The 22,166-nt window shown below is 72.2% G+C and carries 18 protein-coding genes; 10 read left to right on the top strand and 8 right to left on the bottom strand.

What is annotated here, in order from left to right:
* Positions 1-144: 144 nt before the first annotated feature.
* Both ACIPY5_RS16865 and ACIPY5_RS16860 read left to right on the top strand, forming a co-directional pair.
* Positions 145-711: a TetR/AcrR family transcriptional regulator gene (locus ACIPY5_RS16865; RefSeq protein ID WP_400972652.1), complete on the top strand. Its 567-nt coding sequence runs from the start codon at positions 145-147 to the stop codon at positions 709-711.
* A gap of 160 nt (positions 712-871) precedes the next feature.
* Complete coding sequence (locus ACIPY5_RS16860; RefSeq protein ID WP_400972649.1) at positions 872-2,347, top strand: carboxylesterase/lipase family protein; 1,476 nt, start codon at positions 872-874, stop codon at positions 2,345-2,347.
* A 309-nt stretch (positions 2,348-2,656) separates the two neighbouring features.
* Here ACIPY5_RS16860 and ACIPY5_RS16855 read toward each other — a convergent pair whose 3' ends face one another.
* Positions 2,657-6,133, bottom strand: coding sequence for a bifunctional proline dehydrogenase/L-glutamate gamma-semialdehyde dehydrogenase (locus tag ACIPY5_RS16855; RefSeq protein WP_400972646.1), 3,477 nt, complete (start codon positions 6,131-6,133; stop codon positions 2,657-2,659).
* A 274-nt stretch (positions 6,134-6,407) separates the two neighbouring features.
* Here ACIPY5_RS16855 and ACIPY5_RS16850 point away from each other — a divergent pair, with 274 nt between their 5' ends.
* A complete protein-coding gene (locus ACIPY5_RS16850; protein ID WP_400972643.1) occupies positions 6,408-7,301 on the top strand; it encodes a LysR family transcriptional regulator in 894 nt (297 codons plus the stop codon).
* Positions 7,302-7,474: 173 nt separating this feature from the next.
* Here the strand turns inward: ACIPY5_RS16850 and ACIPY5_RS16845 are convergent, their stop codons facing one another.
* Genes ACIPY5_RS16845 through ACIPY5_RS16830 form a run of 4 tightly spaced genes read right to left on the bottom strand, consistent with a single transcriptional unit; the run spans position 7,475 to position 11,244 of the window.
* The gene (locus ACIPY5_RS16845) at positions 7,475-8,485 is read right to left on the bottom strand and encodes a DNA-methyltransferase (RefSeq protein ID WP_400972639.1); all 1,011 of its coding nucleotides are present in this window, start codon (positions 8,483-8,485) and stop codon (positions 7,475-7,477) included.
* Positions 8,482-9,531, bottom strand: a complete 1,050-nt coding sequence (locus ACIPY5_RS16840) for a biotin/lipoate A/B protein ligase family protein (RefSeq protein ID WP_309342253.1) — start codon at positions 9,529-9,531, stop codon at positions 8,482-8,484. The genes ACIPY5_RS16845 and ACIPY5_RS16840 overlap by 4 nt, the downstream gene beginning before the upstream one ends.
* 42 nt (positions 9,532-9,573) lie before the next feature.
* Positions 9,574-10,440 carry an alpha/beta fold hydrolase gene (locus ACIPY5_RS16835; protein WP_400972637.1) on the bottom strand — a complete coding sequence of 289 codons (867 nt, stop codon included), beginning with the start codon at positions 10,438-10,440 and terminating at the stop codon, positions 9,574-9,576.
* A 57-nt stretch (positions 10,441-10,497) separates the two neighbouring features.
* Positions 10,498-11,244, bottom strand: a complete 747-nt coding sequence (locus tag ACIPY5_RS16830) for a copper homeostasis protein CutC (RefSeq protein ID WP_400972634.1) — start codon at positions 11,242-11,244, stop codon at positions 10,498-10,500.
* Positions 11,245-11,396: 152 nt separating this feature from the next.
* On the opposite strand from ACIPY5_RS16830, the gene ACIPY5_RS16825 reads away from it, so the two are divergent.
* The 7 genes from ACIPY5_RS16825 to ACIPY5_RS16795 all read left to right on the top strand — a co-directional run bounded on the left by ACIPY5_RS16825 (position 11,397) and on the right by ACIPY5_RS16795 (position 19,559).
* Positions 11,397-11,843: a MarR family winged helix-turn-helix transcriptional regulator gene (locus ACIPY5_RS16825; RefSeq protein WP_400972630.1), complete on the top strand. Its 447-nt coding sequence runs from the start codon at positions 11,397-11,399 to the stop codon at positions 11,841-11,843.
* A 5-nt stretch (positions 11,844-11,848) separates the two neighbouring features.
* On the top strand, positions 11,849-13,333 hold the full coding sequence (locus ACIPY5_RS16820) for an MFS transporter (RefSeq protein ID WP_400972687.1): 1,485 nt from the start codon (positions 11,849-11,851) through the stop codon (positions 13,331-13,333).
* Positions 13,330-14,553, top strand: coding sequence for a multidrug effflux MFS transporter (locus ACIPY5_RS16815; protein WP_400972628.1), 1,224 nt, complete (start codon positions 13,330-13,332; stop codon positions 14,551-14,553). The genes ACIPY5_RS16820 and ACIPY5_RS16815 overlap by 4 nt, the downstream gene beginning before the upstream one ends.
* A 69-nt stretch (positions 14,554-14,622) precedes the next feature.
* Positions 14,623-16,182, top strand: a complete 1,560-nt coding sequence (locus ACIPY5_RS16810) for a molybdopterin-dependent oxidoreductase (RefSeq protein WP_400972625.1) — start codon at positions 14,623-14,625, stop codon at positions 16,180-16,182.
* Positions 16,183-16,451: 269 nt separating this feature from the next.
* Positions 16,452-17,432, top strand: a complete 981-nt coding sequence (locus ACIPY5_RS16805; protein ID WP_309342242.1) for an ABC transporter ATP-binding protein — start codon at positions 16,452-16,454, stop codon at positions 17,430-17,432.
* Positions 17,432-19,042, top strand: a complete 1,611-nt coding sequence (locus ACIPY5_RS16800) for an ABC transporter permease (protein ID WP_400972623.1) — start codon at positions 17,432-17,434, stop codon at positions 19,040-19,042. The genes ACIPY5_RS16805 and ACIPY5_RS16800 overlap by 1 nt, the downstream gene beginning before the upstream one ends.
* Before the next feature lie 28 nt (positions 19,043-19,070).
* A complete protein-coding gene (locus ACIPY5_RS16795; protein ID WP_400972621.1) occupies positions 19,071-19,559 on the top strand; it encodes a GbsR/MarR family transcriptional regulator in 489 nt (162 codons plus the stop codon).
* A gap of 23 nt (positions 19,560-19,582) precedes the next feature.
* Here ACIPY5_RS16795 and ACIPY5_RS16790 read toward each other — a convergent pair whose 3' ends face one another.
* The 3 genes from ACIPY5_RS16790 to ddaH all read right to left on the bottom strand — a co-directional run bounded on the left by ACIPY5_RS16790 (position 19,583) and on the right by ddaH (position 22,094).
* A complete protein-coding gene (locus tag ACIPY5_RS16790; RefSeq protein WP_400972619.1) occupies positions 19,583-19,858 on the bottom strand; it encodes a helix-turn-helix domain-containing protein in 276 nt (91 codons plus the stop codon).
* Between the two features lie 122 nt (positions 19,859-19,980).
* Positions 19,981-21,222, bottom strand: coding sequence for an ornithine--oxo-acid transaminase (gene rocD, locus ACIPY5_RS16785; RefSeq protein WP_400972617.1), 1,242 nt, complete (start codon positions 21,220-21,222; stop codon positions 19,981-19,983).
* Positions 21,222-22,094, bottom strand: a complete 873-nt coding sequence (gene ddaH, locus ACIPY5_RS16780) for a dimethylargininase (protein WP_309342232.1) — start codon at positions 22,092-22,094, stop codon at positions 21,222-21,224. The genes rocD and ddaH overlap by 1 nt, the downstream gene beginning before the upstream one ends.
* Positions 22,095-22,166: the final 72 nt, after the last annotated feature.

Here is a 22,166-nt window from a genome sequence, read left to right as displayed (position 1 = left end):
GGTCGGGTGCAGAACTCAATCCCGAACACAGTTTGGTATTGAGATCCGAGAAGATTGTCGCACCGAAACACGAACGCTGCAAGGGTTTGGGGGCGAAAGCCGCAACTCGTTCGAGTTTCGTGACGAACGGATATTCTGAACCCCATGGCCAAACGTGGTGCGTACGCGAAGGGCGTCGTCAAGCGCGAGGAGATCCTCGAGGCGGCGCTCGAGATCGTCGGCCGGCGCGGCTACCGCAACGCCTCGGTGCGCGAGATCGCCGATGCGGTGGGCCTCAGCCCCGCAGGTCTGCTGCACTACTTCGGCACCAAGGAGCAGCTCTTCGTCGAGATCCTGCGCGCCCGCGACGCCCACGACACGGAGCGGTTCGACGACCTCGGGTTCACCGAGTCCTTCCTCGAGGTGGTGCGGCACAACACGGAGGTGCCGGGCCTCGTCGAGCTCTACACGCGCCTGGCCGCGGAGGCCGCGGACCCCGAGCACCCGGCCCGCGGGTTCTTCCTCGACCGCACCGCGGCCGTGCACGCGGTCGCCCGCGAGGCGCTCACCGCGGACCAGCAGGAGGGGCGCATCCGCGCCGATCTCGACATCGAGTGGGTCATCCGTGCGGGCCACGCCCTCGCCGACGGACTGCAGAACGCGTGGATCCTGGATCCGACGATCGACATGGCCGCCGACATCGACCGGTTCTTCGCGTTGCTGCGCGCGTGACGCCGGTGATCATCGAGGCCGACGTCCCCTCGGGGTCGTTGAGCGAGCCGAAGGCGAGACGAAACGTCGCGCCCCGCGAGAGCACCGCGTTTCGTCTCGCTCGGCCTGCGGCCGTGCTCGCTCGACGTCCCCGTCGAGGTCGGCCGGATACGCTGATCGGGTGACCGTCGATGCCCCTCTCGCCCGGACCGACTCCGGCCCCGTCCGGGGATTCTGGCGGGGCGAGCCCGGCACACCGGACGCCTCCGCCGCGTTCCTCGGGATCCCGTTCGCCGCGGCGCCCGTGGACGAGCGGCGCTTCGCCGCCCCGCAGCTTCCCGAGCCCTGGACCGAGGTGCGCGACGCGACCGCGTTCGGCCCCACCGCGCAGCGCGGCGACAAGGGCGAGACGCTCATCCCCGAGCCCAGCGTCCCCGGCTCCGCGACGCTGAACGTGAACGTGTTCACCCCGGCGCTCGAGGGATCCCGTCCCGTCATGGTGTGGATCCACGGCGGCGGCTACGTCGACGGCTCCCCCGCGAGTCCCTGGTACGACGGCGCCGCCTTCAACCGCGACGACGTGGTGACCGTGACCGTGTCGTACCGGCTCGGCTTCGACGGCTTCGGCCTGATGCCCGGCGCTCCCGCCAACCGCGGGGTGCTGGACTGGATCGCCGGGCTGGAGTGGGTGCAGCGCAACATCGCCGCATTCGGCGGGGATCCGTCGCGCGTGACGATCGCAGGGCAGTCCGCCGGGGCGGGCGCGGTGCTGACGCTGCTCGGCCTCGAGCGCGCGCAGCACCTGTTCCACGCGGCGATGGCGTTCTCCCCCGCGCTCGCCGACATCGACCCGGAGCTCGCATCGCGGCGCACGAGGGCACTGGGCGTGCTGCTCGGCTGCGCTCCCGACGCCGCCGGCTTCCGCACGGTGCCGGAGCGCACCCTGCAGCGCGCCCAGCCGAAGGCCGCGCTGCTCGGCGCGACCCGGCTGAAAGCGCTGCTGGCCCCGCTTGCCGAGGGGCTGCCCTGGGGTCCCGTGATCGACGGCGAGGTCGTTCCCCGTCCGGCCGTCGAGGCACTGCAGGCGGGGATCGGCGCCGACAAGCCGCTCCTGCTCGGCGCGACCGACGACGAGTTCACGATGACGATGGACCAGGCCCCGGGGGTGCTGCGGTTCGTCCCGGCCTCGCTCGCGCTCGCCCTCCTGTGCCGCGGCCGCGCCGTGCGCCGGGCCTACCTCGCCGCGAACGGGCCGCAGCGCCGCCTCGGCACCCCGGCGCTGCTCGGACGCTTCGTGACGGACCGGGTGTTCCGCTCGCTGGTCGTGCGGGCCGCGCAGGCGCGAGGCGATGCGCCCACCTGGGCCTACCGGTTCGCCTGGGTCTCACCCGCCAAGGGCTGGTCCTGCCACTGCCTCGACGTGCCGTTCTGGTTCGACGTGCTCGACGATCCGTTCGTGGAGGGCCTGGCCGGCCCGACCCCGCCGCAGCACCTCGCGACGGAGATGCACACCACGGCGGTCCGATTCGTCGAGGACGGCGACCCCGGCTGGCCGCAGTGGCGCACGGATCCGGGGCTCTCGCGCGTCTTCGGGGCCGGTCCTGCGGAGCCCGCGCTCTCGGCGACGGCGTACGACGGCGCACTGCCCCTGGCCTGAGCGCGCCCCGGTCGTTGAGCGAGGACGCCGCAGGCCCGCATCGGGGTCGTTGAGCGAGGACGCCGCAGGCGACCGAGGCGAAACGCCGCAGCTCGCGAGAGCGCCGCGTTTCGTCTCACTCGGCCTGCGGCCGTGTTCGCTCAACGACCCCAGGAGGGGACCTGCGGCCGTGTTCGCTCAACGACCCCGGGAGGGGACCTGCGGCCGTGTTCGCTCAACGACCCCGGAGGGGGACAAGGACGAACCCGCCGTCCGATGGGAGCGGGACGGCGGGTTCGGGTCGAAGCGGGGCCTGCGCCCCGGATCCGATCAGGCGATCGGGTCGAGCAGCGGGATCTCGTAGCGGTGCGGCGTGCCGAAGCGGTGCGCGGTGACCGAGACCGCCTGCTCGCGCAGGAACGTCAGGATCTCCACGCGACCGGCGGCGACGACCGGGTTCGCATACAGCGCGAGGCTCGGCGAGCCGTTCACGGCGGCGGCGGTGTCGGCCGCGGCGGCGCCGACGAGGCGGACCCGTCCGTCGCGCGCCGCGAGACGCTGCGCGTGCGCGGCCCAGGCGGCGGCGTCCTCGGTCGCGACCGTGACGTCCTGCGTGCCGAGCCAGGACGCGACTGCGGCCGGGAGCGCCGTCGCGGTGCTGACCGTGACCCGGGCGCGGGCCCGACGGCCGGCCGCGACCACGCGGATCAGCTCGGCGACGCGGTCGCCCTCGAAGCGCACCGTCACCGGCACGGCCTGGTAGCGCAGCGCGTTCTGCTCGGTCACGAGACCGGTCGCGTCGCGCACCACGCCGAACTCGTCGGCCCAGGCGTCGATGTCGGTGGCCAGCGCTCCGCGCAGCCACGCGATGTCGGCGTCCGCGTCGCCGGCGGCGGCGAGCGCGCCCACGGCGCCGGTCGCGAGGGCGTCGAGCTCCCGCGTCGACGTGACGGGGGCGTCGGTCCACTCCGAGAGGCCCACGAGGTAGTTCGGGCCGCCGGCCTTGGATCCGGCGCCGACGGCGGCCTTCTTCCAGCCGCCGAACGGCTGACGCTGCACGATCGCGCCCGTCGTGCCGCGGTTCACGTACACGTTGCCAGCCTGGATCGCGGCCAGCCACGTCTGGATCTCGTCCTCGTCGAGCGAGTGCAGCCCCGAGGTGAGGCCGTAGTCGATGTCGTTGACGACGTCGATCGCCTCCTCCAGGGAGCCGGCGGTCATGATGCCGAGCACCGGGCCGAAGTACTCCACGCGGTGGAACTCGGATCCGCGCTTCACGCCGTCGCGGATGCCCGGGCGCCACAGCTGACCGGCGTCGTCGAGATTCTGCGGCTGCAGCAGCCAGCTCTCGCCCGCGTGCAGCGTCGTGAGCGCGCCGAGCAGCTTGCCCTCGGCCGGTCCGATGAGCGGGCCGATGCGGTTCGAGCCGTTGCTGGGCTCGCCCACGTCGTAGGAGCGGACGGCGTCGACGAGCTGACGGCGGAACCGCTCGGAGGTCGCGGCGGATCCGACGAGCACGACGAGCGACGCCGCGGAGCACTTCTGGCCGGCGTGGCCGAACGCCGCGTACGCGACGTCCTTCGCGGCGAGGTCGAGGTCGGCCGACGGCGTGACGATGATCGCGTTCTTGCCGCTCGTCTCCGCGAGCAGCGGCAGGTCCTGGCGGAAGCCGCGGAACAGCTCGGCGGTCTCGTAGCCGCCCGTGAGGATCACGCGGCCCACGGCCGGGTCGCTCACGAGCTTCGTGCCGAGGTCGCGCCCGTCGAGCTGCACGTACTGCAGCACCTCGCGCGGCACACCGGCCTCCCACAGCGCCTCGACCATGACCGCGCCGGAGCGACGGGCCTGACGGGCGGGCTTGATGATGACCGGGGATCCGGTGGCGAGCGCGGAGAGGGTGGATCCGGCCGGGATCGCGACCGGGAAGTTCCACGGCGGGGTGACGACCGTCAGGCCCACGGGCTGCATGACCGCGCCGTCGACGTCCGCGAGATCCTTGGCGCTCTCGGCGTAGTAGTGCGCGAAGTCGATCGCCTCGGAGACCTCGGGGTCGCCCTGCTCGATGACCTTGCCGGCCTCGGATCCCATGACCTCGAGCAGCTCGGCGCGGCGCGCCTCGAGCACGTCGCCGGCCCTGTGCAGGATCGCCGCACGCCCCTCGGCGCCGAGCGCGCGCCAGGCCTCGCCCGCGGCGACCGCGGTCGAGATCACGGCATCGACCTGCTCGGACGTGGAGAGGGTGTTCGCCTCGACCGTCGCGTTGCCGAGCTCCGAGCCCTTCATGCGGGCACGGATCGCATCGCCCCAGGCGCGGTTCGCGGCGAGCGACGGGTCGGTGTCGGGGGCGTTGAGGAAGCCGTCCGTGAGACCGGGCGCGGCGAGCGCCGTGCGGTCCTGCACGCGGTTGGTCCCGGGAACCTCGGTGGGCATGCTGCGCACGGAGGCGAGGAAGCGCTCCTTCTCGCGCTCGAAGAGCTTCGGATCCGCGTCGAGGTCGAAGACCGCGGACATGAAGTTCTCCTGCGATGCGCCCTCCTCGAGGCGGCGGATGAGGTACGCGATCGCGACGTCGAACTCGTCCGGGTGCACGACGGGCGTGTAGAGGAGCAGGGATCCGACCGTGCGCTTGACGACCTGCGCCTGCGCCGACGCCATGCCGAGCAGCATCTCGAACTCGATGCCCTCGGTCACGCCGCGCTTCGAGGCGAGCAGCCAGGCCATGGCGATGTCGAAGAGGTTGTGTCCGGCGACGCCGATCCGCAGGTTGACCACGTGCTCGGGGCGCAGGGCGTACTCGAGCACCGCCTTGTACGAGGCATCGGACTGCTGCTTGGTCGACCAGGTCGCGAGCGGCCAGCCGTGCGACTCGGCGTCGACCGTCTCCATGGGCAGGTTGGCGCCCTTCACGACGCGCACCTTGATCGGCGCGCCGCCGTCGACCACGCGCTTCGCGGCCCACTCCTGCAGGCGGATCATGGCGCCGAGGGCGTCGGGCAGGTAGGCCTGCAGCACGATGCCGGCCTCGAGGGTCTTGAACTCGGGACGGTCGAGGATCGACGTGAAGACCGCGATCGTCAGATCGAGGTCCTTGTACTCCTCCATGTCGAGGTTGATGAACTTCGCGGATCCGTCGGGCATGCCCTTGAGTGCGATCCGGTAGAGCGGCAGGAGCGCCTCGGCCGCGTCTTCGACGGCGGCGTCGAACGCCCACGGGCTGTGCGGGGCGACGGTCGAGGAGACCTTGATCGAGACGTAGTCGACGTCGTCGCGCTCGAGCAGGCGGCGGGTGCCCTCCAGGCGGCGCGCGGCCTCCTCGCGGCCCAGGATCGCCTCGCCGAGCAGGTTGATGTTGAGCTTGACGCCCTGGGTCTCGCGGATGTGCGCGATGGCCTTGCCGAGCTTCTCGTCGCGGGCGTCCACGATGAGGTGGCGCACCATCTGGCGCAGCACGGTGCGGGCAGCGGGCACGACGATGCCGGGGACCATGCCGGCGGCGAGTCCGCCGAGGCCGATCGCGCCCTTCATCGGGGCGGGCAGGAATCCGGGGGTCAGCGGCACGAGCTCCTTGAGCTTCGCGGCGGCGACCTTGAGGTCCTCCGGACGCACGACGCCGTCCACGAAGCCGACCGTGAAGTCGAGGCCGTTGGGGTCGCGCAGCACGCCGGCGAGACGCTGGCCCGCGGCGTCGACCGGGACCTCGCGGCTCTCGACGAGCCACTTCTTGACGAGGGCGACGGCGTCGTCGGCGAGGGCGGAGAGATCGTCGATGCCGGCTGCGGTGCCGACAGGGCTTTCGTTGGCGGTCATGGTTCCTCGTGGGTTCGGTGCCGTGGCGGGGGTTCGCGCACGCGCGCAGACGGATCGCGCACGCGCGCGGGGATGCTCCCAGCATGGATCCGATCTCCCTGCAGGAAAAGCGATCATTCATGACGGGTATTATTCGTAATTCCCGATGGTTCCGTCCCGTCTCGCAACTCCCCCCTGTCCGCGAGACTCCATCTGGGCGACGAGACTGCGCTTGCGGGGCGCAGTCTCGTCGCGGAGTTGCAGTCTCGCGGTCAAGAAGGAGTGAGGAGAGGGCATGTTCGAGTTGCGGAGGCTGCGGCTGCTGCACGAGTTCGCGCTGCGCGGGACCATCGCGGAGGTCGCGCACTCGCTCGCCTACAGCCCGTCCACGGTGTCGCAGCAGCTCGCGCTGCTGGAGCGCGAGGCTGGCGTCGCCCTGCTCGAACCGGACGGGCGGCGCATCCGGCTGACTCCCGAGGGACGGGTGCTCGCCGCGCATGCGGCCCGCGCGCTCGAGCTCGACGAGCAGGCCCGGCAGCAGCTCAGCCAGGCGCCCGCCGAAGCCGTGCGGATCAGCGCGATGCCGACCGCCGCCGAGACCATCGTCCCCTCGGCGCTCACCGCCGTCGCCGCGTCGCATCCGCACCTGCGCGTCGAGATGACCGAGGCGCCGCCCGAGGAGGGCTTGTTCGAGCTGACCGCACGCCGCTTCGACCTCGTGATCGCCGAGCAGTATCCGGGCCACACCCGCGAGCGGCATGCGGGCAACCTGCACGAACTGATCGGCGAGGATCCGATCCGCCTCGTCCTCCCTCCCGGCGAGGATGCGGTGTCGCTCCCCGCGCTGCGGGATCGCGCCTGGGTCATGGAGCCGGTCGGATCCGCCGCCCGGCAGTGGGCCGTGCAGCAGTGCCGCGCCGCGGGCTTCGAGCCCGATGTGCGCTTCGAGGCGGCGGATCTGACGGCGCACGTGCGGCTCATCGAGGCCGGGCACGCGGTCGGGATGCTGCCCGACCTCATCTGGGGCGACGCCCCCGCGCGGGTCGCCCTGTCGGAGCTGCCCGGATCCCCCGTGCGCGAGGTGTTCACCGCGGTGCGCGAGTCGGCCCGCGCCTCGGACGCGATCGGCGCCGTCCGCAGCGCCCTGGCGGAGGCGTTCGCGCAGCACCGCCGGCCCCGACGCCGCTGAGCGCCGGGCCCGACTCCAGGGCGCGCCCTCCGCGCCTCACCCCGCCGCGCCGCGCCTGCGACGATCCGCACAGCCTGCGACGTTCAGCGCAGGGACCGGCCGGATCCGTGTGCAGATCGTCGCAGCGTGTGCAGATCGTGCGCCCGGGCCCTCACGAAGCGGGCCCCGGGCGCTCAGCCCTCGCGCAGGCTCGCGTGCGGGATCCGCTGCCGCATGACCCGCACGGCCTCGGGACTCACGTCGACGAGCAGGGCGTCCCGGCCGAGCGCTGCGGCGACGGCGCCCGTGGTGCCGGATCCGGCGAAGAGGTCGAGCACCCGGTCGCCGGGGCGGCTCGACGCCTGCACGATCCGGCGCAGGATCCCCTCCGGCTTCTGCGTGGGATAGCCGGTCTTCTCGCGCCCCGTGGTCGGCACGATCGTGTGCCACCACACATCGGTGGGGAGCTTGCCGCGCTCGCGCTTGGCGGCGCTGACCAGGCTCGGCGCCATGTACGGCTCGCGCTCGATGTCGTCGACGTTGAACACGTGCCCGCCCGGCGTCTTCACGTAGACCAGGATCGTGTCGTGCTTCGTGGGCCAGCGGGTGCGCGGCTTGGCGCCGTAGTCGTAGGCCCAGATGAGCTCGTTCAGGAAGCAGTCGCGGCCGAACACCGCATCGAGCATGACCTTGGCGTAGTGCGCCTCGCGGTAGTCGAGGTGCAGGTAGAGCGTGCCGTCGTCGGCGAGCAGCCGCCAGGCCTCCTCGAGGCGCGGCATGAGGAAGTCGCCGTAGTCGTCGAAGCGGTCGTCGTAGGCGTGCAGCAGCTCGCGCACCCGCTCGTACCGGTGACCGTGGAAGCCGTGGTTGACTTCGCGGGCGCGTTCCGAATTCAGGATCGATGGCGCAGAAGGCGCCGAAACAGGCTCGGTTTCCGTGGATCCGGAACCCTCGTCCTGAATTGCGTCCGTCGGGCGATCGGCCCGACGGGTCGAGACCGCGTGCCGCTCCTGCGTGCGGCCGGTGTTGAACGGCGGATCCAGGTAGACGAGCGTGAAGGATCCGTCGGGTAGGGTCCTCGCCACGTCCAGCGCTTCGCCGTGCACGATCTCGACGGATCCGGCACGGACCTCGGACGCCGCATCCGAGGAGCCGGGCGCTTCGACCGGCGCAACGGCCGGAGCAGCTTCAGCCGCGTCGCTCACGGAACCCGGTGCAGCCACGCCTCGGTGGCGAACTTGGTGCGCACGAGCTCCTCCGCGGCCTCGTACTCGTCGGCGGCGATCGCGCCGTCCTCGGCGCCCGTGATGCCGCGGAACGTGTCCTTGAACCGCTCGATGATCTCGGCGCGGCTGAGGCCGGTCTGGCTGCGCAGCGGATCCACCCGCTTGGCCGCCGACGCCGTGCCCTTGTCGCTGAGCTTCTCGCGGCCGATCCGCAGCACCTCGGTCATCATCTGGCCGTCGATGTCGTAGGAGAGCGTCGCGTGGTGCAGCACGCCGCCATTGGCGAGGCGCTTCTGCGCGGCGCCGCCGATCTTGCCGCTGGGACCGGCGATGTCGTTGAGCGGCTGGTAGGTCGCGTCGATGCCGAGCGAGCGCAGCGCCTGCAGCACCCAGTCGTCGAGGAACGCATAGGAGTCGGCGAACGTCATGCCCTGCACGAGCGATGCCGGCACGTACAGCGAGTAAGTGATGATCTGGCCCGCGGCCATCATCATCGCGCCGCCGCCGGAGATCCGGCGGACGACGTCGAAGCCGTGCTTCGCGGCCCCTTCCGGATCCACCTCGTTGCGGTACGACTGGAAGGATCCGATCACGACCGCGGACTCGTCCCACTCCCAGATCCGGAGGGTCGGACGGCGCCGGCCCTCGCCGACGCGCGTGGTGAGCACCTCGTCGAGCGCGAGGTTCATGCGCGGCGAGACGGCCTTGTCGTGCAGGATCTCCCAGTCGAAGTCGCCCCAGCCCGGCGCCGTCACCAGGGCGCGCCGCACCGCGGTGCCGACGGCCTCGGGCGTGAGCCCGAGCAGCTGCGCCCCCTCGGGGAGCGCGGCGCGCACGGCCGCGGCGATCGCAGACGCGTCCGTCTCGACGGGCAGTCCGGTGACCGCGGCGTTGATGTCGTCGAGGGCGTCGTCCGGTTCGAGGAAGAAATCGCCCGCCAGCCGGAAGCCGGCGATCGCGCCGTCCGTCACCTCGAAGTCGACGACGACCAGCTTGCCGCCAGGAACCTTGTACTCACCGTGCACCGCTCCAGCCTACGCGGCGGCGTGCCGCGGCGGATCCGCGGGTCAGTCGCGGCGCGGGATGTGCTTGTCGAGCCAGGCGAGCAGGTCCGCGCGCACCTCGTCCTGCTGCAGCTCGTGGAAGATCTCGTGGCGCGCATCGGGGTAGACGAGCGTGGTCACGTCGCTGAGTCCGGAGCGGTTGCGGTAGTCGTCGGCGAGACGGTGCACGCTGCGCGGTCCGCCGACCGGGTCGTCCCGGCCGACCATGAGCAGCACCGGCACGTCGTTCGGGAAGTCCTTGCCCGGGCGCCCGTAGAGTCGCGCGGCCTCGATCGGCCCGAACAGCTTCAGCAGCGGCACCTCGGTCGTGAGCGGATCGGCGCGGAACGCCTCCCACACCGCGGGATCGCGCGTGAGCCATTCCAGGCCGTGCGCGTCCGGCCCCTTCCACCGCGCGTTCAGCGGCATCGAGTTGAGGTCCGTCGGGGTGCGGTGGGCGGATCCGGTCAGGATCACGGCGTCGTATGCGTCCGGGTGCGCGTTCAGCACCATCTGCGCGAGGAACGATCCCCAGGAGTGGCCGAGCAGCACGAGCGGGAGCCCGGGGTTCTCCGCGCGGATCAGCTCGGTCAGCTGCCACTCGTCGGCGACGACGGCGCGCATGCCGCCGGGGCCGAGCCGGCCCAGCCTCGCCGCATCGCCGTGCTGCTTCATGCCCGTGCGCCCGTGGCCGCGGTGGTCATCGGCGTAGACCGCGAAGCCGGCCGCCGTGAGCGCGGCGATCACCGCGCCGTAGCGGCCCGCATGCTCGCCGACGCCGTGCAGCAGCTGCACCACTCCGCGGGGGGCGACGCCGGAGGCAGGGTGGACGTCGTAGACGATCGCGATGCCGTGTGCGTCGGTGAACTCGGCGGTGCGGGGCTCAGCCATGCCCCGAGTCTACGGATCCGGACCGCCGCGCGCGGATCGGGTCCGCAGATGACGTGGTCAGAGCCCGATCGCGGCGCGCACGGCGAGGGCCTCGGCGAGGTCGGTGACCTCGTGGCCGCCGCCGTCGTCCGCCGCCGAGCCCATCCGCACGGATCCGGCCGCGGCGACCGTGCGCTTGGCGGAGAAGTGCAGCGCGTCCACGCCGGTCGCGACGATCTCGGCCGCGTTCTCCGCGGTGATCCCGCTGCCCGCCATGATCTCGATCCGCCCTCCTGCCGCCGAGACGAGGGCGCGCAGCACGCCGAGCCCGTCGCGGGCGGCCGAGGCTCCGCCCGAGGTCAGCACGCGGGTGAGTCCCAGGGCGAGGGCCACGTCGAGCCCCGCCCGCGGATCCGGCGTCGCATCGATCGCCCGGTGCAGGGTGACCTGGGCGTCGGCGCGCACCTCGCGGGCCGCGTCGCGCAGTCGCGTGAGGGCATCCGCGTCGAGGTCGCCGCCGGCCGTCTGCGCGCCGATCACGACTCCGGCCGCGCCGTGCGCGAGCATCCACCGCACGTCGCGCACCGCGGTCGCGACCTCATCCGCGTCGTAGTGGAATCCGCCCGCCCTCGGGCGCACGAGGACGTGCACCTCCGGACCCGCGCCCTCCCCCGCCGCCTCGACCGCGAGTTCGAGCGTCGCCGGCGACGGCGTGAGTCCGCCGAGCGCGAGGGCCTGCGTCAGCTCGACGCGGCGTGCGCCGATCTCGCGGGCGATGCGCACTCCTGCGGCATCCTGGACGGCGACTTCGAGCGCGAGCGGCATTCGTCCATTCTCACCGGTCGGCGTCGCGAGCGGAACGGACGCGCGGGCGTTTGTTCAGCCGCTTGCCAAACCGGATCGGCGCCCCTCCCCCACCGGATCCGTCCGCCGGTCCGCACCCACGAGGTCGAATACTTAGTTAGGCTATCTAAGCAATGACTTCTGAGAACCTGCACGAGACCGCCACCGAACTGCGCCTCGCCACGTTCCGGCTCGCCCGCCGTCTGCGCTCCGTCCGCGCCGTGGACAGCCGCAACACCGCGATGAGCGACGCCCAGCTCGGCGTGCTCGCGGCGCTCCGCGCACACGGCCGCCACTCCCTCACCGCGCTCGCCGACCGCGAGCGCGTGACCGCCCCGACCATGAGCGCGCTCGTGACCGGCCTCGAGGAGCAGGGCTACGCGATCCGGATCCCCGACGACCAGGATCGCCGCCGGGTGCACGTGGAGATCACGCCGGTGGGAGAGTCCATCGTGGTGGAGACGTTCGAGCGGCGCACCCAGCTCCTGATGGCCGAGATCGCCGAGCTGGATCTGACCGAGGACGAGCTGCGGATCCTGCACGAGGCCAGCATCCTGATGCGGAAGCTGGCCGAGCTGTGAGCCAGATGTTCCGCTCCTTCGGAGTCTTCAACTACCGGGTCTGGTTCATCGGGGCGATCGTCTCGAACATCGGCGGCTGGATGCAGTCGACCGCGCAGGACTGGGTCGTGCTCACCGAGCTCACGCACAACGACGCCACCGCGATGGGCGCGACGATGGCGCTGCAGTTCGGACCGCCTCTGGTGCTGGTCGGCCTCACCGGCCGGGTCGCCGACCGGTTCGACCGGCGCCGGATCCTGCTCGTCACGCAGACCACGCTGATGCTCCTCGCCCTGACCGTCGCGGCGCTGCTGCTCACGCACGTCATGACGCTGCCCCTCATGCTCGTGTTCGCGGCGTGCTTCGGCATCGCGAACGCCTTCGACGCCCCCGCGCGGCAGGCGTTCGTCTCCGACATGGTGTCGATGGAGAACGCCTCGAACGCGGTCGCGCTGAACTCCGCCTCCTTCAACATGGCGCGCCTGATCGGCCCCGCCATCGGCGGCCTAGCGATCGTCGCCCTCGGATCCGGCTGGGTCTTCGTCGCGAACGCGGCCACGTTCCTCGCGATGATCGTGGCGCTGCTCCTGATCCGCACCCGCGAGCTCATGCCGCGCCCGAAGAACCGCCGCGCGGGCGGGCTCATCGTGGGCGTGCGGTACGTCGGCAGCCGCCCGGATCTCGTGGTCGTCTTCGCGATGGTGTTCCTCATCGGCGCCTTCGGCATGAACTTCCCGATCTTCGCCTCGACCATGGCACTCGAGTTCCACAAGCAGGCCGACGGCTACGGCGTGCTCAGCTCGGTGCTCGCGATCGGATCCCTCACCGGGGCGCTGCTGGCGGCCCGCCGGGATCGGGCCAGGGTGCGCGTGCTCATGATCGCCGCCGGAGGGTTCGGTGTCGCCTCGATCGTGTCCGCGCAGATGCCGACCTACGTGTCCTACGCGATCACGCTCGTGTTCGTCGGGTTCTCCACCGTCACCATGCTCACGACGGCGAACGGGTACGTGCAGACGACCACGGATCCGGCCCTGCGCGGCCGGGTGCTCGCCCTGTACATGGCGGTCGTCATGGGCGCGACCCCGATCGGCGCCCCGATCGCCGGCTGGGTGGCTGACACCTTCGGCCCGCGCGCCGCGATCACGGTCGGCGGCGCCGCGGGGCTCCTGTCCTTCGCGATCGGCGCGGGCTGGATGCTGTACTCCGGGCGGCTGCATCGCCGGGAGGACGCCCGCTTCCTGCTCACCCTCGACGAGACCCGCCCGGTGCGGGTGGTCGAGGCGATGCAGCGCGCGTTCGTCCCGCCGATCACCAGCGCGACCACGCCGATCCGGGTCGAGCCTCGCACGGACGCCGGGCCGGGGACCGCGCGTCCCGACGGGACCGGAGACCTCGGCGATCCTGGATCCGACGGCGGCGGATCCGATGACCGCGGCGGATCCGCCGACGCCGACCTCGGCTCGCCCCGTGCGGACGCGACGAAGCGCAACGGATCGGGCGACGGCGCGTGAGCGGCGCCGCCCCGGTCGGCGACGCCCGCGCGCGCCGTTCGCTGCTGCCCGCGCTCGGCGCGCTCTCCGCGTTCGGGCCGCTCTCGATGGATCTGTACATCCCGGCGCTCCCCCAGCTCGGCCGCGACCTGCACACCACCGAGGCCCTCGCGCAGGTGACGATGAGCGCGTGCCTGATCGGGCTCGCCCTCGGCCAGCTGCTGTGGGGACCGATCAGCGATCGCTACGGACGCCGTCGCCCGCTGATGTGGGCCGTGGGAGGGTTCGCGGTCGCCTCCTTCGTGTGCGCGGTCTCGCCGTCGATCGAGCTGCTGATCCTGGTGCGCCTGCTGCAGGGACTCTGCGGCGCGGCCGGGATGGCGATCGCGCGCGCGGTCGTGCACGACGTGTACAAGGGATCCGAGGCGACCGCCGGGTTCGCGACGCTCACCGCGATCTCGGGTGCGGCGCCCGTGCTCGCGCCGCTGCTGGGCGGTGCGCTGCTGACCTTCACCGACTGGCACGGACTGTTCGTCGCGCTGGGCGCGATCGGCGCCCTCCTCCTGCTGACCGCCGCACTGTTCGTGCCGGAGACGCATCCGCTCGCCGAGCGGACGACGGGCGGGCTCGGCAACGACCTGCGCGGCATCGGGGCGGCGCTCGGCAACGGCCCGTTCATGGTGTTCGCCCTCACTCTCGGCCTGGCGTCCGCCGGATTCTTCGCCTATCTGCAGATGTCGTCGTTCGTGCTGCAGAACCAGTTCGGCGTCGACGCGCAGGGGTTCGCGCTCATCTTCGCGATGAACTCCGGAGGCATCGTGCTCGGCGCGTGGATCAGCCGCCGTCTCGCCCGTCGCACCGGTGAGCGCCGCATCGACGGACGCCGCATCGTGCTGACCTCGCTCTCGCTGGGGACCGCGGCGGCCGTCGCTGTTCTGCTGAGCGCGCTGCTGCACAGCCCGCTGCCCTGGCTGCTCGCACCGCTCTTCGTGCTCGTGGGTCTGCACGGCGTGAACAACCCGACGCTGACCGCGCTCGCGCTGTCCCGCATCACGCGCGGAGCCGGATCCGCCTCCGCCGTGCTGGGCACGCTCGCCGCCCTGCTGGGCGCGCTCCTGCCGCCGCTGCTCTCGCACGCGGGGGTCTCGGCGACCCTCATGGGCGCGACGATGCTCATCGCGTTCGCGGCCGCGCTCGCCCTGCTCGCCGCGACAGGGCGCATCACCCGGGCCAGGGGCTGATGCCGGGAACTTCTTACGAATCCGTGATCTCCCCGCGCCGGCGCCCGTGCAGGTTCCTACGCTGAGAGCATGACCGGATCCGCGTCGCGCGACAGGGCGCTGGCCGCCGCGGCCGGCGTCGCGGCGGCCCTGCTCGGCATCGGCCTCGGCGAGCTCGCGGCGACGCTGCTCGCGCCCTCGTCGAGCCCGTTCGCGGTCGTGGGCGGGTTCCTCATCGACGCCGCGCCCGCCTGGGCGAAGGACACGGCGATCGCGTGGTTCGGCACCGGGGACAAGGCGGCGCTGCTCACCGGGATCGCGATCGTGCTGCTCGCCGCGGCGGGAGCCCTCGGGATCTGCGAGCGGCGCTGGCGCGGCATCGGCGTCACCGGGTTCGTGGTGCTGGGGGCCGCCGTCGCCGTGATCGCACCGCTGCGCGCCGACGCGGCGCCTCTCTCGTGGCTGCCCGCGCTGCTGGCGGGGATCGTCGCGGCCGTCGTGCTGCGGATGCTCGTGCGACGGCTGCCCGAGACGATCGCGGGGGCGGGATCCGGAGCGGCTGCCGCGGCGGGCGCCGGCACCTCCCGTCGCCGCTTCCTCGCCTGGACCGTCGGCGCCGCGGCGATCGGAGTCCTCGCCGCCGTCGCGGCGACCGCGAGCCGAGCCGGATCCGTCGCGGTCGGTGCGGTGCGCGCCGCACTCCACCTGCCGAAGCCGGCGAAGCCGGCACCTCCGGTCCCCGCGGGCGCCGCGTTGAAGGTCGACGGCATCACCCCGCTGATCACCCCGAACGCCGACTTCTACCGCATCGACACGGCGCTCATCGTCCCGCAGGTGGATCCGGCGCAGTGGAAGCTGCGCATCCACGGCCTGGTCGCGCACGAGGTCACCCTCACCTGGGACCAGTTGCTCGCCCTGCCGCTCGTGGAGTCGGCGGCGACGCTGTCCTGCGTGTCGAACGATGTGGGCGGCGACCTCGTCGGCAACGCCGTCTGGCTCGGCTACCCGATCCGGGAGCTCCTCGCGAAGGCGCAGCCCTCCGCGGACGCGGACATGGTGCTCTCGACCTCAGTCGACGGCTTCACCGCGGGCACACCGCTCGAGACCCTGACCGACGACCGCAACGCGCTGCTCGCGATCGGCATGAACGGCCAGCCGCTGCCCTTCGAGCACGGCTTCCCGGTACGGATGGTCGTGCCCGGTCTCTACGGATACGTCTCTGCGACGAAATGGGTCACGGATCTGGAGGTCACCCGCTTCGATCGCGCGACCGCCTACTGGACGGATCGGGGCTGGTCCCCCCGCGGGCCGATCAAGCTGTCCTCCCGCATCGACGTGCCGCGCCAGAACCGTGCGATCACGGCCGGCGACGCCGTCATCGCCGGCGTGGCCTGGCAGCCGCACGAGGGGATCTCCGGGGTCGAGGTGCAGGTCGACGACGGCCCCTGGCAGCGGGCCGAGCTGGCCCCGGCGATCTCCGCCGACACCTGGGTGCAGTGGCGCCTCCCCTGGAGCGCTGCCGCGGGCCAGCGCGTGCTCCGCTGCCGGGCGATCGGCGCCGACGGCACGGTGCAGACCGAGCAGATGGCGCCCCCGGCCCCCGACGGCGCGACCGGCTGGCACACCGTCAGCGTGACCGTGAACGCCTGACCCCGGCTCGTCCGGCCCCGGCCCCGGGTGTCCGGCCCCGGGTCCTTCGTCGGTCCCTCCCCCTGTTTTGGGCGCCCCGCTCCGTTTTGGGGCGCGCCCCACCGGGAGATCCCGGCACCCTGCGCCCCAAAACGACAGGCCACGCCCCAAACCGGGCCAGAGGGACCACGGACGCACCCAGAACATCGAGCACCCGCCCGACGATCCTCACGGAATCCATGCGCTTCACTTCCTTCACGAATTTGTGAAATCGGCGTAGCATCGCCGCCATGAACACGATCATCCGCACCGACGGCCTCACCAAGCACTATGGCCGCGTGCATGCGCTCGACGGGCTGGACCTCAGTGTCGACGAGGGCCAGGTGCACGGCTTCCTCGGCCCGAACGGGGCCGGCAAGTCCACCACGATCAGGATCCTGCTGGGTCTCGCGCGCAAGACCGGCGGATCCGCCACGGTCTTCGGCGACGACCCGTGGACCGCGGCCGTCGGCATCCACCGCCGCGTCGCCTATGTGCCCGGCGACGTGAGCGTCTGGCCGAACCTCTCCGGCGGCGAGGCGATCGACTTCCTCGCCCGCCTGCGGGGCGCGACGACCAAGGACCAGGGCTACCGCGCCGAGCGGGAGCGGCTCATGACGGCGTTCCAGTTCGACCCGCGCAAGAAGGGCCGCGCCTACTCCAAGGGCAACCGGCAGAAGGTCGCGCTCATCGCGGCGTTCGCCGTCCCCGCCGATCTCTACATCCTCGACGAGCCGACGAGCGGGCTGGATCCGCTCATGGAGGTCGTCTTCCGCGACGAGGTGCAGCGGATCCGGCGCTCCGGCGCGACGGTCCTGCTGTCCAGCCACATCCTGTCCGAGGTCGAGCTGCTCTGCGACCGGGTCAGCATCATCCGCGCCGGGAAGATCGTCGAGTCCGGCACGCTCCCCGAGCTCCGCCACCTCACCCGCACCGAGGTCTCGTTCGAGGCCGCGGACGAATCCGCCCTCGCCGGGATCCCCGGGGCGCACGACGGCATGATCGACGACGGCCGCGCGCGGTTCACGGTCGACAGCGACGCGATCCCGGCCGTGCTCCCCGTGCTCGCCCAGCGCAGCGTGACGGGACTGCGGATCGAGCCGCCGTCCCTCGAGGAGTTGTTCCTGCGGCACTACGGCGACGACCTCGCCGCCCTCCGCGCCGCCGAGGACGACCCCTCGGCCGGCTCCGGCACGCGCGCCTCGCGCCGCGCCGCCGCGAAGGAGTCATGATGGGCGCCCTGCTCCGGCAGCGTCTGCGCCGCGACTGGCTGCAGGTGCTCCTGTGGATCCTCGCCACGGTCCTGATGGCCTTCGCCGGTTACGCCGGTGTCACGCAGTCCTACGCCACGCACACCGACCGGGTCGAGGTGCTCTCGGCCGTGATGGCGAACCCCGTCATCATGATGTTCCGCGGCCTCCCCTCCGGCGCCTCGGAGGGGCAGTTCCTCTCCTTCGAGATCCTGCCCTGGCTGACGATGCTCGCGGCGCTGATGAGCACGTTCCTGGCCGTGCGCCACACGCGCGGCGACGAGGAGGCCGGACGGGCCGAGCTCGTCGCCGCCACGCCCGTCGGGCGCGCCCTGCCCACCATCGCGACGATCATCCACGGCGTCGCCGCGAACGTCGTGCTCGGCGTGCTGGTCGCGCTCGCGCTGATCGGGTCCAAGCTCGACGCCCCCGGATCCTGGCTCATGGGCGCGACCTCCGCGACCACCGGCATCGCGTTCCTCGGGATCGGCCTCATGGCCGCGCAGCTCATGCGCACCTCGCGCGGCGCCAACGCGCTCACCGTGTGGATCCTGGTCGGCACGTTCCTGGTGAACGGCATCGGCAACGTCGCCGGCACCCCCAGCGACGACCTCACCCGCATCACGAGCTCCGGGCTCGTCTGGGCCTCGCCCTTCGGCTGGGCCGAGCAGGCCCGCCCATACGACACGGACAACGGGTGGCCCGCATTGCTCGGACTCGCCTTCGGGCTGGTCCTCGCGATCGTCGCCGTGGCGCTGCAGTCGGTGCGCGACATCGGCGAGGGCTTCGTCCCCGCCCGCCCCGGCCGGGTGCACGCGCGGCCCGCACTGTCGACGCCGCATGCCCTCGTCTGGCGGCTCACCAACGGCGCGATCATCGGCTGGGCGATCGGCGGCGCGCTCACGGGCCTCCTGGCGACCAAGCTGTCCGGGCTCGCCGGGCAGATCTCCGGCCAGAACCCCGCGGTGCAGCAGATCCTCGACAAGATCGGCAAGGCCGGCAACCTCGAGGAGACCGTCGTCTCGGTGTTCTTCACGATGATGGGGATCCTGGCCGCCTGCGCGGCCGTGCAGATCGTCGCCCGAGCACGGCAGGAGGAGGCGCACGGCACGGCGGAGAGCGTGCTGGCCCAGCCGGTCGGGCGCGTGCGGTGGCTCCTCGACTACCTGCTCGTGGCGATGTTCGCGATCGCGATCATCGTCGTCGCGGCGATGCTCGCGGCGTACGCCGGACTCGCGGGCAACAAGGACGCGTCCTCGCTCGTGCAGGTCGTCACGGTGGTCGGGCTCGGGCAGGGACTCGCGGCGTGCGTGTTCATCGTGCTGACGGGCCTCGTGTTCGTGCTGCTCCCCCGCGGCACCGTGGGCATCGCCTGGGCTCTCGTGCTGCTCGCCACCCTGTTCGGACTGTTCGGCCCCCTGTTCGGACTGCCGGAGTGGACGACGCGGTTCTCGCCGTTCTCGGTCACCCCGATCGTCACGAACGGCGACGTCGATCTGCGCGGCACCTGGTGGCTGGTCCTCGTCGTCGCGGTGGGCGCGGCGGCGGGGCTCACGCTCATGCGCCGCCGCGAGCTGCACACGGCGGGCTGACCCGGGCCGGCCGCGGGAAGATGGAAGCATGAACGCGCAGGATCCGGCACCCCCCGTGCATCACGGGGTCGATGCCGCGGAGGCCGCGGCGGCGATGATCGCCGCCGTCGGCTTTCCGCGCATGCCCGGCCGAGTGCTCATGGCGCTCATCGCAGCGCCCGCCGACGGCTACACGGCCGCGGAGCTCGCCGACCGCCTCGGGGTGAGCCCCGCGGCGGTCTCCGGCGCCGTGCGCTACCTGCAGACGATCCAGGTCATCCGCCGCGTCTCCCGGCCCGATCGCCGGCGCGACCACTACCTGATCATCCCGGACACCTGGTACGGGCTCATGACCAACAACGGCCCGATCTACGATCGGCTCGCCGCGCACATCGAGGCGATCGGCACGGAGCACGACGACCGCGCCGCCCAGGACAGGGCGTCGGAGATGGCGGAGTTCTTCCGCTTCATGGCGCGGCGCATGCCGGAGCTCGTGGACGAGTGGGAGGCGTACCGCTCGGGGCTCCGGGACAGCTGATCGCGCCGACTCCGTGCGAGCGGTCAGCTCGCGCGGCGTCGCCCGTCGGTGTCCGCGATCGGGAGCATCCCGACGGTGAGCCCTTCGAGCAGTGAGCCGGGCGCGATGCCCAGGGCGTCGGCGATCCGCACGAGCGTGGGGACGCTGGGCATCGCGCGTCCGGTCTCGTAGGCGCGGATGTTCGACGAGTCGATGCCGCTGTGCGCGGCGACCTGATCCTGCGTCAGCGTGGCTGCCAGACGGGCCCCGCGGATCTTCTCGCCGATGTGCGAGGCAGCGGCGGACGGAACTCGGGGCACCCTTCAAGAGTCCGAAATACCGGCGAGATGTGCCAGGGCGTACTCACCCGGGCTTTAAGCACCTGCCTGTTTCGACGACCGGAGACCCGGAAGGGCCCGCCGGGGCGGGCCCTTCCGCGGTCTCAGCCGGCGAGCACCACGCGGAGCTGCTCGAGAGCCCAGTCGAGCTCGGTCGCCCGCACCACGATCGGCGGCGCGATGCGGATCGTCTGGCCGTGGGTGTCCTTCACGAGCACGCCGCGGTCGAGGAGCTTCTCCGCGATCTCGCGCCCGGTGCCGCGCGACGGATCGATGTCGACGCCGGCCCAGAGGCCCGCGACGCGCACCTCGGTGACGCCGTGGCCGAGGAACGCCTCGAGCCCTTCGCGCAGATGCGCGCCGAGCGCGCGGGCGCGCTCCTGGAACTCTCCGGACTCGAGCATCTCCACCGCGCGCAGCCCGACGGCCGCGGCCAGCGGGTTCCCGCCGAAGGTGGATCCGTGCTCGCCCGGGCGGATGACGCCCAGCACGTCCTCGTTCCCGACGACCGCCGACACGGGCAGGAGCCCGCCGCCGAGCGCCTTGCCGAGCAGGTACAGGTCGGGCACGACGCCCTCGCGGTCGCAGGCGAAGGTCTCGCCCACGCGGCCGAGGCCGGACTGGATCTCGTCCGCGATGAACAGCACGTTCCGCTCGTCGCAGATCTCGCGGATCCGGCGCAGGAAGCCCTCGGGCGGGATGATCACGCCGCCCTCACCCTGGATCGGCTCGATGAGCACGGCGACCGTGTCTTCGGTGATCGCGGCGGCGATCGCCTCGGCGTCGCCGTAGGGCACGGCGTCGAAGCCGGGGGTGAACGGTCCGAAGCCGTCGCGCGCCGACTCGTCGTCGCTGAAGCCGACGATCGTCGTGGTGCGGCCGTGGAAGTTGCCGTGCGCGACGACGATGCGCGCCGCGTCGGGGCGCACGCCCTTGACGCGGTAGCCCCAGGCGCGCGCGACCTTGATACCGGTCTCGACGGCCTCGGCGCCCGTGTTCATCGGCAGCACCAGGTCCTTGCCGCACAGTCGCGCGAGTGCGGCGGCGAACAGCTCGAGCCGGTCGTTGCGGAACGCGCGGCTCGTGAGGGCGACACGGCCCAGCTGCTCCTCGAGCGCGGCGACGAGCGCCGGATGACGGTGCCCGAAGTTCACGGCCGAGTACGCGGCGAGCATGTCGAGGTAGCGCTTGCCCTCGACATCGGTCACCCAGGCGCCCTCGCCACGAGCGATCGTCACGTCGAGAGGCGCGTAGTTGCGCGCGACGTGCGGCTCCGACCCGGCATCCGGATCCTGACCGGAGATCGTCCCGTGCTCGGCGAACTCTCTGACCTGCTCAGGCGTCATCACGCACCACGCAGTTCCAGGGTGCAGCACTTGATGCCGCCGCCGCCCAGCAGCAGCTCGCTGAGGTCGACCATGATCGGGTTGTAGCCGCGCTCGCGCAGCTGCTTCTCGAAGCCCGTGGCACGCGGCGAGATGATCACGTTGTAGCCGTCGCTCGCGGAGTTCAGGCCGAACACGGCGCCGTCCTCGTCGGAGACCAGGATCGCGTCGGGGAAGCGCTCCTCCAGGGCCTTGCGGCTGGCGTCGTCGAAGGCGTGCGGCAGGTAGGCGATGTTGGCGGCCGCGGGGCCGCCGTTCTCCTCGCCGATGACGGGGTCGAGCACGGTGAGGGCCGTGTCGAGGTGGTAGAAACGGGGGTCGACGAGCGTCAGCGTCACGACCTCGCGGCCGAAGACCTCGCTCACCTCGCGGTGGCTGTCGCCGGCGGAGCGGAAGCCGGTGCCGGCCAGGATGACATCGCCGGCGAGCAGGAAGTCGCCCTCGCCCTCGTTGATCTCCTTCGGCATCACGGTGTCGAAGCCGTTCGCGCGGAACCAGTCGGCGAACGCGGGGGCCTCGCCCTGGCGCTGCGCGTAGTAGAACGACGGCACATAGGCGCGCCCGCCGATCACGAAGCCGCCGTTGGCCGTGTAGACCATGTCGGGGTAGCCGGCGAGCGGCTCGATCAGCTCGACCTCGTGGCCGAGCTCGAGGTACAGGTCGTACAGCTTCTGCCACTGCGCGACGGCCTTGGCCGTGTCGGTCGGGTTGGCCGGCTCCATCCACGGGTTGATGCTGTAGTTCACCGTGAAGTGCTCGGGCTTGCACATCAGGTACCGGCGGTGGTGCGCGGTACGGGCCGGCGTGGCGGTGGCGGTCTCAGGCGTCGACATGAGGCTCCTCGGAATCTTCGGTCGCGGCGGACGCTGTCCTGAGGCCCGGCGGTCCTTCGATCCGGCACATCG

This window comes from Microbacterium sp. NPDC089698 (genome assembly GCF_044749045.1).
Taxonomy (GTDB): Bacteria; Actinomycetota; Actinomycetes; order Actinomycetales; family Microbacteriaceae; genus Microbacterium.
Note: the sequence above shows the minus strand (reverse complement) of the source record. Positions and strands in the feature narration are given on the sequence as shown.

Coding starts and splice junctions, on each gene's coding strand:
- ACIPY5_RS16795 (WP_400972621.1), top strand. CDS start 19,071: ATGAACGCGCAGGATCCGGCACCCCCCGTGCATCACGGGGTCGATGCC.
- ACIPY5_RS16855 (WP_400972646.1), bottom strand. CDS start 6,133: ATGACCGCCAACGAAAGCCCTGTCGGCACCGCAGCCGGCATCGACGAT.
- ACIPY5_RS16865 (WP_400972652.1), top strand. CDS start 145: ATGGCCAAACGTGGTGCGTACGCGAAGGGCGTCGTCAAGCGCGAGGAG.
- ACIPY5_RS16800 (WP_400972623.1), top strand. CDS start 17,432: ATGGGCGCCCTGCTCCGGCAGCGTCTGCGCCGCGACTGGCTGCAGGTG.
- ACIPY5_RS16835 (WP_400972637.1), bottom strand. CDS start 10,440: ATGGCTGAGCCCCGCACCGCCGAGTTCACCGACGCACACGGCATCGCG.
- ACIPY5_RS16805 (WP_309342242.1), top strand. CDS start 16,452: ATGAACACGATCATCCGCACCGACGGCCTCACCAAGCACTATGGCCGC.
- ACIPY5_RS16825 (WP_400972630.1), top strand. CDS start 11,397: ATGACTTCTGAGAACCTGCACGAGACCGCCACCGAACTGCGCCTCGCC.
- rocD (WP_400972617.1), bottom strand. CDS start 21,222: ATGACGCCTGAGCAGGTCAGAGAGTTCGCCGAGCACGGGACGATCTCC.
- ACIPY5_RS16820 (WP_400972687.1), top strand. CDS start 11,849: ATGTTCCGCTCCTTCGGAGTCTTCAACTACCGGGTCTGGTTCATCGGG.
- ACIPY5_RS16830 (WP_400972634.1), bottom strand. CDS start 11,244: ATGCCGCTCGCGCTCGAAGTCGCCGTCCAGGATGCCGCAGGAGTGCGC.
- ddaH (WP_309342232.1), bottom strand. CDS start 22,094: ATGTCGACGCCTGAGACCGCCACCGCCACGCCGGCCCGTACCGCGCAC.
- ACIPY5_RS16810 (WP_400972625.1), top strand. CDS start 14,623: ATGACCGGATCCGCGTCGCGCGACAGGGCGCTGGCCGCCGCGGCCGGC.
- ACIPY5_RS16850 (WP_400972643.1), top strand. CDS start 6,408: ATGTTCGAGTTGCGGAGGCTGCGGCTGCTGCACGAGTTCGCGCTGCGC.